Annotated in this window: 13 protein-coding genes; all 13 read left to right on the forward strand. The window is 42.5% G+C overall.

Annotated elements, in window-relative coordinates:
• The first annotated feature begins 19 nt into the window (after positions 1–19).
• The 13 genes from C509_RS0109290 to C509_RS0109350 all read left to right on the forward strand — a co-directional run bounded on the left by C509_RS0109290 (position 20) and on the right by C509_RS0109350 (position 13,997).
• Positions 20–1,705, forward strand: a complete 1,686-nt coding sequence (locus tag C509_RS0109290; RefSeq protein ID WP_051088686.1) for a thiamine pyrophosphate-binding protein — start codon at positions 20–22, stop codon at positions 1,703–1,705.
• A gap of 15 nt (positions 1,706–1,720) precedes the next feature.
• The gene (locus C509_RS0109295; RefSeq protein WP_018706657.1) at positions 1,721–3,166 is read left to right on the forward strand and encodes an aldehyde dehydrogenase family protein; all 1,446 of its coding nucleotides are present in this window, start codon (positions 1,721–1,723) and stop codon (positions 3,164–3,166) included.
• 15 nt (positions 3,167–3,181) lie between these two features.
• Positions 3,182–3,967: an aspartate dehydrogenase gene (gene nadX / locus C509_RS0109300; RefSeq protein WP_018706658.1), complete on the forward strand. Its 786-nt coding sequence runs from the start codon at positions 3,182–3,184 to the stop codon at positions 3,965–3,967.
• A 24-nt stretch (positions 3,968–3,991) separates the two neighbouring features.
• A complete protein-coding gene (locus C509_RS0109305; protein ID WP_018706659.1) occupies positions 3,992–5,293 on the forward strand; it encodes an aromatic ring-hydroxylating oxygenase subunit alpha in 1,302 nt (433 codons plus the stop codon).
• 26 nt (positions 5,294–5,319) lie between these two features.
• The gene (locus C509_RS0109310; RefSeq protein WP_018706660.1) at positions 5,320–5,829 is read left to right on the forward strand and encodes an aromatic-ring-hydroxylating dioxygenase subunit beta; all 510 of its coding nucleotides are present in this window, start codon (positions 5,320–5,322) and stop codon (positions 5,827–5,829) included.
• A 55-nt stretch (positions 5,830–5,884) separates the two neighbouring features.
• Positions 5,885–6,706, forward strand: a complete 822-nt coding sequence (gene hcaB, locus C509_RS0109315) for a 3-(cis-5,6-dihydroxycyclohexa-1,3-dien-1-yl)propanoate dehydrogenase (RefSeq protein ID WP_245542456.1) — start codon at positions 5,885–5,887, stop codon at positions 6,704–6,706.
• A 33-nt stretch (positions 6,707–6,739) separates the two neighbouring features.
• On the forward strand, positions 6,740–7,693 hold the full coding sequence (locus tag C509_RS0109320) for a VOC family protein (RefSeq protein WP_018706662.1): 954 nt from the start codon (positions 6,740–6,742) through the stop codon (positions 7,691–7,693).
• A gap of 274 nt (positions 7,694–7,967) precedes the next feature.
• Positions 7,968–9,731, forward strand: coding sequence for a 2-oxoacid:acceptor oxidoreductase subunit alpha (locus C509_RS0109325; RefSeq protein WP_018706663.1), 1,764 nt, complete (start codon positions 7,968–7,970; stop codon positions 9,729–9,731).
• Positions 9,712–10,581: a 2-oxoacid:ferredoxin oxidoreductase subunit beta gene (locus tag C509_RS0109330; protein ID WP_018706664.1), complete on the forward strand. Its 870-nt coding sequence runs from the start codon at positions 9,712–9,714 to the stop codon at positions 10,579–10,581. Before C509_RS0109325 ends, C509_RS0109330 begins: the two co-directional genes overlap by 20 nt.
• 56 nt (positions 10,582–10,637) lie before the next feature.
• Complete coding sequence (locus C509_RS0109335; RefSeq protein ID WP_018706665.1) at positions 10,638–10,889, forward strand: ferredoxin; 252 nt, start codon at positions 10,638–10,640, stop codon at positions 10,887–10,889.
• A 492-nt stretch (positions 10,890–11,381) separates the two neighbouring features.
• Complete coding sequence (locus C509_RS0109340; protein ID WP_018706666.1) at positions 11,382–12,242, forward strand: HpcH/HpaI aldolase/citrate lyase family protein; 861 nt, start codon at positions 11,382–11,384, stop codon at positions 12,240–12,242.
• A 42-nt stretch (positions 12,243–12,284) separates the two neighbouring features.
• Positions 12,285–13,439 (forward strand): CaiB/BaiF CoA transferase family protein, encoded by a 1,155-nt coding sequence (locus tag C509_RS0109345; RefSeq protein WP_018706667.1) that lies wholly within the window; start codon positions 12,285–12,287, stop codon positions 13,437–13,439.
• Positions 13,440–13,475: 36 nt separating this feature from the next.
• Entirely contained in the window at positions 13,476–13,997 is a 522-nt protein-coding gene (locus tag C509_RS0109350) for a MaoC family dehydratase (RefSeq protein ID WP_018706668.1), read from the forward strand.
• Positions 13,998–14,014 lie beyond the last annotated feature (17 nt).

The following is a 14,014-nucleotide window of genomic DNA, read 5'->3' on the forward strand; positions in this document are numbered from 1 at the left end:
ATCGAGGGTTGGATGTGTAATGGAAACGAAACAACATGTGGAATATACAGTTGCAGATGCAGTTGTTAAAGAGCTGGTAAATGCTGGTGTTGAAGTCGCTTTTGGCATAGTGAGCATTCATAATATGCCTATTTATGACGCAATACTCAGAGATGGGAACATCCAGCTTATTTGTTCAAGGGGAGAAAGCGGAGCTGTCAATATGGCCGACGGTTATGCACGGGCGACAGGAAAGTTGGGGGTCGTCATCACCAGTACCGGTACCGGAGCAGGAAATGCTGCCGGTTCACTGGTCGAAGCCTGGGCTGCAGGAGTACCGGTGCTTCATCTGACAGGTGAGGTGGCATCTCCGTATCTTGGGACAGGAAAAGGATACATACATGAATGTAAAGACCAATTGTCGATGATGAACGGAGCTTGCAAGAACGCGGTTCGGTTGAGACAGCCTGAACAGGCATCCTCTTTGATGAAAAAGTCGATTCAAGAGGCTTTGGCAGCGCCTGCCGGCCCGGTATCTCTTGAAATACCTATAGACTTTCAATCTGCCATCATTGAAGATGTAACTCTTGAAGAAATAAAAGTTGAAAGTTTACCAGACACAAAACCGATTATTCCTGAGAAAGTTGCTGCGGTATTGGCTAAATCGAAAAGACCGGTCATTTGGGCAGGAAACGGTGTCAATGCTTCGGGAGCTTCGAAGCAACTTCGAAGACTGGCTGAACTGATTGGAGCTGCCGTTATTACAAGTCAATCAGGTAAAGGTTCCATCCCTGAAGATCATGAACAATGTATTGGACACTTTGCTGCTTATGAATCAACAAAAACATTTATGGAAAAAGCGGATTTACTCATCAGTGTCGGGGTCAGATTCAGAGGCAATGAAACTTCAAATTGGAAAGTGCCTGTACCCAAAGAACATATTTCAATAGATGCAGACTGGTTAGCGGTGAACAGGAATTATCATGCGACCATCGGATTGGTTGGAGATGCGAAAGAAATTTTAAGCAGCATGGTTGATATGCTGGAAAGACAAGCATTAGAGCCAAAGTCTTCCTATCTGGAAGAAGTCCGCCAGTTAAGAGATGAAGTCCGGACCCAACTACGGGAGACACTTGGACCTTATGAAATATTTTTGGATGGAATGAAGGAAGTGCTGCCTCGTGACACTATCTTGGTCCGGGACGTAACGGTTCAGGCGAATGTTTGGGGCAGCCGGTTATATGAAATCTATGAACCAGGCACTTCGATCCATGCTTCCGGAGGAGGAATCGGACAGGGGCTTCCCACGGCTATCGGAGCACAAATTGGCTGTAAAGATAAAACGGTCGTACTAATGGCAGGCGATGGAGGATTTATGGTCAATGCAGGGGAAATGGTGACAGCAGCCGAAGAAAAGCTTCCGTTGATCATCATTTTATTCGATGATTCAGGGTACGGTGTTCTTCGCAACATACAAGATGCGGCATATGGACGCCAGGTGGCGGTAGATTTATTAAGCCCTGATTTTGTAAAAATGGCTGAGGCTATGCACTTTGATGCAGTGCGGATTCATTCAGCAGATGAGTTTGTGGAAGAACTGAAAAAATCCTTGGACAATCGTAAACCTTCAATGATTGTTGTAGATATGGATAAGGTTGGACCTATGGCAAAGCCTTTTGGAGGGCCTCCAGGAGCAGCAGAGGCATTTAAACCGAAAAAATTATAACGAGGAGGCAAGAGCATGATTGAAACTTACCCGTATACATCAGGAAAATGCTTGATAAATGGGGAATGGAGAGAAATAGAAAAAACGGCAAAGGTCATTAATCCTGCCCATACAAATGAAGTAGTCGGCGAGGTCGCTTTGTGTTCTCCTGAATTGGTCAGTGAGGCGATCGATTCTGCGGCAGCGGCGTTCAAGGGATGGTCCCGTTCAAACATACACGATCGGGCAGCCCGGATGAATGAAGCAGCTGGAGAGTTGGAGCGAATCATAGAAGAAAGCGTTTCCCTGCTTGTCAGAGAAAATGGGAAAGCATTGGTTGAGGCCAAAATTGATTTGCTCAGATGTGTGGACGTGATGAGAGGGTCGGCACAGGAGTTACTTGAATGGTGGGAACCGGAAAAATACACTGGTAAACAAAATGTTCAGGTCAGAAGAAGGCCAAAGGGAGTAACAGCGGTTGTCACTCCGTGGAATTCACCAATGATCTTAACTTTTAAACGGGTAATCCCTGCCGTACTTACAGGCAATACAGTTATCGTGAAGCCTGCAACAAACTGCCCACTGACCATCATGAGTTTTCTGAAAGTAGTGGCCTCTTATTTTCCGGCGGGTGTCATAAACATTGTGACAGGTTCTGGAAGGGTGATCGGGGACATTCTTTGTTCTGATTCCCGTGTAAGAACTGTGGCATTTGTTGGAAGCACTGAAACCGGAAAAGATATTATGCGGAAGTCGTCCAGTACTCTTCAAAAATTATACATGGAGTTGGGAGGCAACGATCCAGCTATTGTTTTTGAGGATGCCAATCTTGATAAAGAAGCAATTGAGCGCCTGAAAATGGGGGTTTTACGTGCAGCCGGACAAGTCTGTTCCGCTGTTAAAAGGATTTATGTCCATGAATCCCGCTATGATGAGCTTGTGGAGAAAATGACGAAAGCTTTTGAAAGAGTGGTCGTAGGCGATGGTATCCAGCCTGAGGTAACGATGGGTCCATTAAATAACGAAGCACAATTCAACTACGTCACTGAACTGCTTGAAAGAACCTCCCAGTCAGGTGCGAATGTTGTAACAGCAGGAATTCAGTTGGATCCGGATACATGGAATCAGGGTTATTTCATGCTCCCTTCTATCGTAACCGGAGTTCAACAGGATAGTGAAATCGTTCAAGCGGAGCAGTTCGGTCCTGTCATCCCGATATTGCCATTTTCCACTGTTGATGAAGCGGTAGAAATGGCTAATGACAGCAGATTCGGGCTCAGAGCTTCTGTCTGGACGGAAAATGAAGAAACAGCAATCGAAGTGGCTGATCGACTTGAGGCAGGGGCAGTCTTCCACAATAACCACACTATTTTTAAAGACTTGAATCTTGATTTTCCTGGGTTAAAAGAAAGTGGCCTCTCCCGTGAAACAAGACATGGCAGCCTTGAACTATTCGCGGATTCATATGGGTTTGCTGATTAGGAAGGATGGAATTACATGAAATTGGGTTTGATCGGATGCGGAAATATAGGTGAATTTCTTTTGCAGGCAATCAATATTGATGGACTTTTGTCGGAAGGGGAAATCATTTCCGTATTTTCCCGACGGGAAGAAGTCGCAGCCAGGATTGCACAGAAGTTCGATGCAAAGTCCTATGGGGATATCGATTCATTTCTCAATTCTGGAATAGATACGGTCATTGAAGCGGCAACAGTCGAAGCCGCCCAAGAATATGGATTGAAAGTGCTTGAGAACGGCTTGGATTTAATATTAAGCAGCATCGGGGCAATGGCTGATGGAGAGTACGTTGAAAAGGTCCAAAAAGTTTGCCGAAGTAAAAATGTAACGATATCCCTTCCTTCTGGTGCGGTTGGCGGATTGGATATACTCAAATCTGCAAAAGCGATGGATGGCCTTGATTCAGTTTCCATCACTACGAGGAAGCCTCCAACCGCTTTGCCGGCAGACCAGACTTTGGAAGAAGAAAGAATCCTCTTTGAAGGGCCGGCAAGCGAAGCGATAAAAAAGTTTCCCAGAAATATCAATGTGGCGATTGTTCTCTCTTTAGCCGGACTGGGCCCGGATAAGACCAGCGTGAAAATTATCGCTGACCCGAATGTATCCAAAAACATACATTTGATTGAAGCGGCGGGATCTTTCGGAACCTTAAAGCTTGAAATCGAAAACAATCCGATGCCAAACAATCCAAAAACAAGCTTTTTGGCTGCCTTAAGTGTACTTGCCGCACTTCAAAATAAGGGTCAAAGTGTTCAGGTCGGATGATAAAGAGCAGGGAGGATATAAACAATGATTAAAACGGAAAAAAATTTAGAAGAGAAGTCAAAAGGCCAGATCATCGACCATTTGAAGCAAACTGTGCTCCCGGAGGAAGGGATCATTCCTGCTTATATCCTGGGAGATGAAGATGTTTATAATTTGGAACATGAAAAAGTATTTTTAAAAACATGGGTGTTTGTGGGCCACGAATCCGAGATTCCAAAGAAAAATGATTTTATAACTCGTGAACTAGCCGGTTATTCTATTATCATTACCCGAAGTGGGGAAGATGAAATCAATGCTTTTTATAATATGTGCACTCACAGGGGTATGAAGCTATGCCGTGCAGACAGGGGAAATAAACGTACTTTCCAATGTCCATATCACGGTTTCAACTTCAAGAATACCGGTGAATGTATTGGTGTCCCTTTACAAAAGGATATTTACGGCGAAGATTTTGATCGTTCAAACATGGGACTTAATCAAGTGAGGATAGAATCTTATAAGGGCCTTCTGTTTGCAACATGGAACGAAGAAGCCGAGTCTTTGGACGACTTTCTGGGCGAATTCAAATGGTACATCGATTTGCTTGTAGGGCGCGCAGAAATGGAAGTCATCGGAGAGCCACAACGTTTTATTGTTAATGCCAATTGGAAAGTAGGTTCCGATAACTTTGTCGGTGATTCTTATCATACGATGGTAACACATGGATCAATTGCAAAACTCGGGATGGTTCCAAGCGCAACTTACTCCAAGCAAGGATACCAGATCTATACTGACAATGGACATGGATTAAATTTGGGATTACCCAACCCTGTTTTCGCTTTTCCTGAAGAACTTAAAGAAGAATTTAAGTCAAACTTGACGGAAGAGCAGTTTGAAATATTAAGCAATATGAAAAATATGATTGGTAATATATTTCCAAATCTATCTTTCTTGATTTCACATACCGAAATAAAAGGTCAGCCGATTTCCAATACTTCTGTAAGAATGTGGAGACCGATCGGAGTGAATAAAATGGAAGTAACGGCATGGATGCTAGTTGAAAAAAATGCTCCACAAGAATGGAAAGACCGTTCAAGAGATGCATTTATCCTGACATTCAGTCCTTCCGGTATTTTTGAACAGGATGATACAGAGGTTTTCACAGATATCACATTGACAGCCTCTGGAAAAATGCCTTTTCAAAAGAACTTTAACTATAACTATACCATGGGCCTTCATCGTGAACCGGTGGACTTTGTAGGTCCTGGTGTGGCATACGGTGATAAATTTTCTGAAGCGAACCAGCGTAATTTCTACAAATATTGGTTGGAGCTGATGACCGAATAATAAAGTGATTAGAAAGGGGAAGGGACATGGATTTGGAGAGGTTGTTGGCAAATGCCGAGTTTGAACAGTGGCTGTATCACGAAGCGGCTTTACTAGACAACATAGAATTTGATGAATGGTTTGATTTGATGCATGCCAACCTTCTTTATCGGATGCCTGTCAGGGTAAATAAGGAGGGGACTGAGCGACCTGACTATTCAACAGAAATGTTCGCCTTTAATGATGATATTGAATTACTGAAACTCAGAGTAGACAGATTGAAAACGGATTATGCCTGGGCGGAGATTCCGCCTTCCAGAACCCGCCGTTTTGTCAGCAATGTTCGGGTGGATGAGTATAAAAAAGAGCAAAGAGCCAAAGTGAGAAGTTATTTGCTCATATATAGAAGCAGAAGCACGGACATTCACCATGATTTGATTTCCGGCGAAAGAATTGATGAGTTCTTATATGAAGATGGACAGTGGAAATTATCGAAACGTGATTTCATTGTTGATCAGTCGACAATTAATACTAGGAATCTGGCAATCTTTGTCTAATGGTTGGATCAATACAGTCAAACTAAAAGTCATGAAAGGAGCTTCATCTTAGAAGTTGAAGCTCCAAGTGCGAAAGAGGTTATCGATGATGGGAACAGCTTTACAGGATAAGGTGGTCATTGTTACAGGAGGAACATCTGGTATAGGAGAGGCGGTTGTGCGCCGGTTCATCCAGGAAGGAGCAAAGGTTGGTATTATCGGCCGATCTAAAGACAAGCTGGATAGATTGTCTGAAGAATTAGGGAACAGCTTGCTCGCGGTTCAAGGGGATGTAAGTCAATACGAGGATAATGAGAAAGTAGTTCAGGCAACCGTAGAGAAATTCGGTAAACTGGATGTTTTCATCGCAAATGCAGGGGTATTTGATGGTTTTGCAAAGTTTATAGATGTTGAACATGAGTCGGTGTCAGAAGCATACGATTATCTCTTTAATATCAATGTCAAAGGATCGTTTCTTGGAGCAAAGGCCTCGGTCAATGAATTATTGAAAACCAAAGGCAGCATCATCTTTACTGTTTCAGGGGCAAGCTTCTACCCTGATGGTGGCGGCGTTTGGTATACGGCAAGCAAGCATGCACAAATCGGTTTGCTGCGACAGCTTGCATTCGAACTGGCTCCAGATGTTCGTGTCAATGCAGTGGCTCCTGGAGGGACATTAACAGCACTCTCTGTCATTCCTCCATTACAGCCGTACGTAAAATTGATAGATAATGAGACTAAGGCAAAAAACATAAGGAAACGAAACCCTCTTCAAATAGCCATGTCATCTGAAGATCACGTTGGAGCCTATGTCCTTCTGGCTTCGGATGAATCAAGGGCTATCACTGGGGAAATCATTTCCAGTGATGGAGGATTGTCAGTCCGTGGACTGGGTTAATTGAAGTTTCCTTGAAAAGGAGTAAAATTCCGCTTGATTAAACCGTTATTTGGAAATAATCAAATCAACCAATTGGCTTTTGTCGTCAAAGATATTAAGGCAGCAAATGAAGCCTTCACAAAGTTATTGGGAATTAAAAAAACGGAACCCTTTTTGACGGGAGACAGCTCGGTTTCCAAGGTTATATACAAAGGAAAACCTACGGAGTCAAGATCTAAATTGGTTTTTTTGAATACACCAACTGTTCAATTTGAACTTATTGAACCGGATGAAAATCCCGGAACCATGCGGGAGTTTCTGGACAAGGTTGGTGAAGGAATTCATCATATCGCTTTTGATGTCGATTCAATTGATACCTATCTTCCGGTTATGGAGGAAAAGGGATATCCCGTTTTACAAACTGGTGAATTTACCTTTAGTGAAGGACGATACGTATATGTCGATACAGAAAAGGATCATAAAACTTTAATTGAGCTGCTTGAAAGTCAGGAACCAAGAGATACGGAATGGCAGAAGCCAGAGGATGAAAATAGGGGGCCTTTGTTAGGGACCAATAAAGTGGAGCAGCTTGCAATTGTTGTGAAAGATCTTGATGCAGCGGCAGATACTTATTGTCAATTACTTGGTGTAGAGAAGCCCGAAGTTATTTACTCGGCTCCAAGGGAATTGACGAATGTCATTTATAAAGGGGAGCCTACAGAAGCCAAGTCGAAATATTTGTTTATTCAGACTCCATTGATTCAACTTGAATTGATTGAGCCTGGCGACTCTCCGAGTACGTGGAAAGATCACCTTGATACGTATGGGGAAGGTGTTCATCACATATCATTTGTAGTAAATGATATGGATGAAAAAGTTAAGATGCTTGAAGAGATGGGGTACCCGGTTATACAAACAGGTAACTTTTATAATGGAAAAGGCCGATATGCATACATGGATACGACCTCCACTTTTAAAGTCATCATTGAATTATTGGAGCGTTTTTAACTTCATTCAGCAGAAAACTCCCACTTTTGTAAGTGGTGAGATGAATGCATATTAGTATTCCATTCAGTGGGGGATCAAACCCCGGCTGAATAAAATCAAAGCCTCCGGCGGATGCCACAGATTTTCAGAGGAAATTATCGAGCGGATCTCGATAAAATCTGGGCGCAAATACGCCAGGGCGCATTTGATTTCGGTCACCATTAGTATAGTTAATGCCTTGCTGAATGGACTGTATTTGTCTATTAAAGGCCAAATTTTAGGAATGGGGATTGTTATGAAAGCACAAATTGCATGGAAGGTCGGAGGCCAGCAAGGAGAAGGTATTGAAAGCACGGGAGAAATCTTTTCCGTCGGCCTGAACCGGCTGGGTTATTTTTTATATGGATATCGCCACTTCTCATCCAGAATCAAAGGCGGTCATACGAATAATAAGATTCGTGTGAGCACAGAGAAGGTAAATGCAGTATCGGGTGATTTAGATATCCTTGTGGCTTTTGACCAAGAAACAATTGATTTGAATGAACATGAACTGACAGAAGAAGGCATCATTATTGCTGATGCTAAATTCAACCCGACGAAGCCGGAAAGCTCAAAAGCTCAGCTGTATGCCGTCCCATTTACGGAAATTGCTTCTGAACTGGGCACTTCTTTAATGAAGAATATGGTTGCTATTGGCGCTACATGTGCTGTGATGAATCTGGAGGTTGAGGTTTTCAGCAGTGTCATCAGAGAAATATTTGGAAGAAAAGGCGAAGAGATCGTTCAGAAGAATATGCAGGCGATGCAGGAAGGGTATTTGTATATGAAAGATAGCCTGGGAGGCTCAGGGTCTTCATTATCTCTTGCTGAAGCTGATGGCATAAGAAGAATGTTCATGATCGGAAATGATGCCATTGCTCTGGGGGCTTTAGCTGCAGGAGTTCGTCTGATGCCTGCTTATCCAATTACACCAGCTTCTGACATCATGGAATATTTGATTAAAAAATTGCCGAAAGTCGGCGGCACCGTTATTCAAACAGAAGATGAAATTGCGGCTGTAACAATGGCGATTGGCTCGAATTATGCAGGGACCCGTGCTTTTACGGCTTCCGCAGGTCCGGGATTATCACTGATGATGGAGGCCATTGGACTATCCGGAATGACTGAAACACCGCTAGTTGTCGTGGATACACAGCGGGGAGGCCCTTCCACAGGGTTGCCGACAAAGCAGGAACAGTCTGATTTGATGCAAATGATTTATGGAACACATGGGGAGATTCCAAAAGTAGTCATTGCTCCGAGCACAGCGGAAGAAGCTTTTTATGATACAGTTGAAGCCTTTAATATTGCGGATGAATACCAATGTCCAGTCATTCTCTTGTCCGATTTGCAGCTTTCTTTGGCCAAGCAGACAGTCAATCCGTTTGATCTGAGCCAAGTAGAGATCCGACGGGGGAAACTGATGAAAAAAGTGGAGGCTCAAGAAGATAAGTCGATCTATTTCAAACGTTTTGAAATAACTGATGACGGGATTTCACCGAGAGTCCTTCCGGGGACAAAAAATGGCATCCACCATGTGACAGGACTGGAGCATGATGAAGAAGGACGGCCGAACGAAACGGCCCCGAACCGGAAAAAGCAAATGGTCAAAAGGATGCGCAAGCTAAGCAACTTTGTAGAAAAATTCCCGAATCCCATTGCTGTACACTCGCCTCATGAACAAGCAGATTTGCTGCTTATCGGCTTCAATTCCACAAGGGGTGCCATTGAAGAAGCGATGGAGCGGCTTGAAAAAGAGGGAGTCAAAGTAAACCATGTGCATATTCGGTTAATCCATCCGTTTCCGGCAGATCAGGTAAGGCTCTATATTGATTCAGCCAAACATGTCCTGGTTCTGGAAAATAATGCGACCGGCCAACTGGCCAATATCATCAAAATGAACGTGGGATATATTGATAAAATTCACAGCCAATTGAGGTTTGATGGTGACCCATTCTATTCAGAGGATGTCTATAAAGCGAGCAGGGAGGTGCTGGAGCATGGCTACGTCAACATTTAAAGACTTCAGAAATGGTGTAAAGCCCAATTGGTGCCCTGGCTGCGGAGACTTTTCGGTTCAAGCGGCCATCCAGCGCGCAGCCGCCAATGTTGGACTGACACCTGAAGAACTTGTCCTTGTTTCTGGCATCGGATGCTCCGGCCGGATCTCGGGTTATATCCGGTCTTATGGATTCCATGGGGTGCATGGACGTGCACTGCCGATTGCCCAGGGAGTGAAGATGGCCAATCGTGACCTCACTGTGATTGCAGCCGGTGGTGATGGAGATGGGTTTGCTATTGGAATCGGCCATACAATCCATGCCATGCGCCGTAATATGGATATCACCTATATCGTGATGGACAACCAAGTCTACGGATTGACAAAAGGTCAGACCTCACCACGCTCGGATGATGGATTTGTTACTTCTTCCACTCCGGATGGATCCATTGAGAGAGCGCTCTCGCCAATGGAGACGGCATTGATCAGTGGAGCAACATTTGTGGCCCAGAGTTTTTCGTCAGATATAATAGATCTGACGGCCACAATTGAAGCTGGGATTCAGCATAAAGGATTCTCCATCATTAACGTGTACAGTCCTTGCGTAACCTACAATAAGGTGAATACGTACGAGTGGTTTAAAGAGAACTTGACCAAGCTGACGGATATTGATGGTTATGATCCAACAAATCGTACAATGGCCATGAACACTTTAATGGAGAACAACAGCCTTGTAACGGGAATCATCTACCAAGAAGAGCGGCCTTCGTACCAGGAAATGGTGAAAGGATATGCTGACAAACCTTTGGTGCAGTCCCAGACCAACTTGGAACCAGAACTTTTCCAAGAGCTTGTCAATGAATTTATGTGAAGCTTTTCGGGTTAACAAACTGAACAGCGGCGTATTTTACGGAAGGAGATGATCGAATGGCTAAATTTACACGAGTAGACCAGGATACTTGCATTGCCTGTGGTGCTTGCGGAGGAGTGGCTCCCGATATTTTCGATTACGATGATGAGGGATTTTCTTTTAGCATATTAGACGATAATCAGGGAATCACCCCCGTAGAAGGCGAATTGGAGGATGACTTGATGGATGCTTTGGATGGATGCCCAACTGAATCAATTAAAATTCAGGACAAACCATTTGCCCATATAGAGGAAGAAAAGGCAGTGTAAAAATAAATTAAAATCGATGGGAGGAGAGATTAGGTTCTCTCCTTATTTTATTTACAAAAAAAGTGACCTGAAACGTAGAATACATGAGATTCGGGTTTTTTCTTTTTCCTATCGCTACTGGCTCATCGCTGAAATGTGGGCTTGTTTTAAAAAAGCAGTTGTTAACTTCCGAAATTGAGCAGGCCGGGAATGACCAATCGAATTTCCTCTTGATTAAATAGCTTCTAAATCTACTATTTTTATAATTTCATTTCCCTATAATAAATTTGGTTATCCGCAGTTCAAGGATGAAGGACAATATGATGATAACCGTGTGCATGATCACGCCAAGAATCGTTATGAAAGGATTGGTTGATAAAGTTGTCTAGTCCAATGTATTTAATTTTGTCAATTGTATTCAGATTATTTACTTTACACAGAAAACTTAATGTATTATGATAATAATTGTATCCAATATCCAAAATGAAAATAAACCTACAAAAAGGTGATTTTATGCATAGGTCATGGTTGTTTGTACCGGGAAGCCAGGATAAATACCTAAAAAAAGTAAAGGAGCTTAAGACAGATGTAATTATTTTTGATTTGGAAGATTCCGTTATTAAGGCAAAAAAAGACGAAGCAAGAGTCAAAGTTTCAGAGGCAATCAGTGATATGCGGACAAAAGTAAATTTTGTAAGGGTTAATGGAATATATACTGAATTTTTCATAGATGATCTCGAAAAATTGGTAAGGCCTGGCTTAACTGGCATTGTTCTTCCGAAAGTCAACAAAAGGGACGATATGATTATCGCCGATTATATGTTGGATCAAATTGAAAAGAAACACTTACTTGAGCCTAAGTCGGTAACGATTGTTCCTATTATCGAATCTGCCAAGGCTCTTCATAATGCATATGATATTGCATCCTCTTGCAATAGGGTCAAGTGCTTGGCATTTGGGGCTGAAGATTTGATGTTGGATATGAATATCAAATCAAGTAATGGAATAGAAACATTATATGCACGTTCAAAGATGATAGAGGTCTCCAAAGCCTCAAGCATAGGTCCCCCTATTGATCAAATTTATCCGAATTTAGCTGATATGGAAGGGCTGAGGAAGGAAGCGGAAAACGGAAGAAATTTGGGTTTTCAAGGGAAGCTATTGATTCACCCAAACCAAGTTGAAACGATTAACGAAGTTTTTACACCAACAATTGAAGAGATTAACGAAGCGAAAGAAGTTATAGAAAAGTACCACAAATCGATAGTGGAAGGATTTGGCGTATCAAAAGTTAATGGAAAAATGATAGATGCTCCTATTGTGGAAAAGGCAAAAAGGATTCTTGATTATGCTGAAAGAAACAAAACAACATAAGAGTCACTGTTGTCGTGAAACCTTACAAAGAGGTGAAAAAGGATGCTTCCATTAAAAGGTATAACCGTTGTTACATTGGAGCAAGCAATTGCAGTTCCATTTGCAACGCGCCAATTGGCCGATCTGGGGGCAAGGGTCATTAAAGTAGAACGTCCGGTGACGGGTGATTTTGCAAGAAATTATGATACAACAGTAAATGGATTATCAAGTCATTTTGTTTGGTGCAATCGTTCAAAAGAGTCCATTGTCCTAGATTTGAAAAATGAAAGAGATCAAGAAGTATTCGATCGCTTGCTAGAAATAGCCGATGTTTTTATTCAAAACCTTGCTCCTGGGGCATTGGAGAGAATGGGGTATGCCCAAAAAAAATTGATTCAAAAACACCCAAAGTTAATTATATGCAGTTTATCCGGCTATGGGAGCGGAGGGTTATATCAGAACAAAAAAGCATACGATCTGCTTATTCAATGTGAATCTGGCCTTGTTTCAATAACGGGAAGCGAGGACACCCCTTCTAAGGCGGGAATATCAATCGCCGATATAGCCGGGGGCATGTATGTATACTCGGGGATTCTTACAGCACTTTTAAACCGTGAAAAATCAGGTAAAGGTACAATTTTGGAAGTCTCGATGCTGGAGGCCCTTGGTGAATGGATGGGGTATCCGATGTATTATGCTGCATATGGAGGAAAAGATCCAGAAAGGACGGGTGCTAGTCACTCAACGATCTATCCGTATGGACCTTTTACATGTAAAGAGGGGAAAAAAGTTTTCCTGGGCATACAAAATGAAAGGGAATGGGCCAGCTTTTGCGAGCATGTACTAAAAAAACCTTCTCTTGTGACAGACGCGAGATTTATGAACAATACAAACAGATCAAAAAATCGAGAAGAGTTAAAAGAAATCATAGAGAACCAATTTAAAGAAATGTCTATTCATGATGTTATTTCAAAATTGGAAAAAGCAAAGATAGCCAATGCAAGACTAAACACACTGAAAGATTTCTTTGAACATCCACAGTTGGAAGCACGTGAACGATGGAGGACGGTTAAAACCACAGCCGGCAGTATTGCTGCTTTAATTCCCCCGGTTACAATGGAAGGATTCGAACCGGTCATGGATCCGGTACCGGCTTTGGGAGAACATACTGATGCTATTTTGACGGAGTTGGGATTAAGCTCTTTTTCTAACGAATAGAAGCAGATTAATTTTTTTCGAAGAGGGAGGATGGAAATGGGTATAAAGGAAGGCTGGACAAGCCGATTTTACGAGGATTTTGAGGTGGGAGATATCTATCCGCATCCTTTGGGGAGAACCGTCACAAAAACAGACAATATCTGGATGACTTTGCTTACACAAAACACCAATCCCATTCATTTTGATGACTATTACTCAAAGCAGACAGAGTTTGAAAAACCATTGGTTGATTCAACGTTTACGCTTGCACTTGTTACAGGTCAATCAGTCACTGATATATCTCAAAATGCGATGGCAAATTTGGGATGGGATGAAATACGCTTGCCAAATCCTGTGTTTGAGGGAGATACGATTTATTCCTATTCTAAAGTGCTTCATAAACGTGAATCCAAGTCGCGCAATAATGTTGGCATTGTTCATGTGAAAACTGTGGGATATAACCAAAAAGGCGATATTGTCATCACCTATAAGCGAACGTTTATGGTCTATAAAAGAGATAAGGCTCCAAACAGAGAGAGTTATTTGCTAAAGCGGGTGTTGGAAAAGGACAAGGATTAAGCTATAGATAAATTGTT

Origin of the sequence: Siminovitchia fordii DSM 16014 = CIP 108821 (assembly GCF_000374565.1) — a bacterium.
In the GTDB taxonomy this organism is placed as follows: domain Bacteria; phylum Bacillota; class Bacilli; order Bacillales; family Bacillaceae_C; genus Siminovitchia; species Siminovitchia fordii.

Bases quoted from the DNA above. Each gene is read 5' to 3' on its own strand.
- C509_RS0109290 (WP_051088686.1), top strand. From the start codon at position 20: ATGGAAACGAAACAACATGTGGAATATACAGTTGCAGATGCAGTTGTT.
- C509_RS0109295 (WP_018706657.1), top strand. From the start codon at position 1,721: ATGATTGAAACTTACCCGTATACATCAGGAAAATGCTTGATAAATGGG.
- nadX (WP_018706658.1), top strand. From the start codon at position 3,182: ATGAAATTGGGTTTGATCGGATGCGGAAATATAGGTGAATTTCTTTTG.
- C509_RS0109305 (WP_018706659.1), top strand. From the start codon at position 3,992: ATGATTAAAACGGAAAAAAATTTAGAAGAGAAGTCAAAAGGCCAGATC.
- C509_RS0109310 (WP_018706660.1), top strand. From the start codon at position 5,320: ATGGATTTGGAGAGGTTGTTGGCAAATGCCGAGTTTGAACAGTGGCTG.
- C509_RS0109325 (WP_018706663.1), top strand. From the start codon at position 7,968: ATGAAAGCACAAATTGCATGGAAGGTCGGAGGCCAGCAAGGAGAAGGT.
- C509_RS0109330 (WP_018706664.1), top strand. From the start codon at position 9,712: ATGGCTACGTCAACATTTAAAGACTTCAGAAATGGTGTAAAGCCCAAT.
- C509_RS0109335 (WP_018706665.1), top strand. From the start codon at position 10,638: ATGGCTAAATTTACACGAGTAGACCAGGATACTTGCATTGCCTGTGGT.
- C509_RS0109340 (WP_018706666.1), top strand. From the start codon at position 11,382: ATGCATAGGTCATGGTTGTTTGTACCGGGAAGCCAGGATAAATACCTA.
- C509_RS0109345 (WP_018706667.1), top strand. From the start codon at position 12,285: ATGCTTCCATTAAAAGGTATAACCGTTGTTACATTGGAGCAAGCAATT.
- C509_RS0109350 (WP_018706668.1), top strand. From the start codon at position 13,476: ATGGGTATAAAGGAAGGCTGGACAAGCCGATTTTACGAGGATTTTGAG.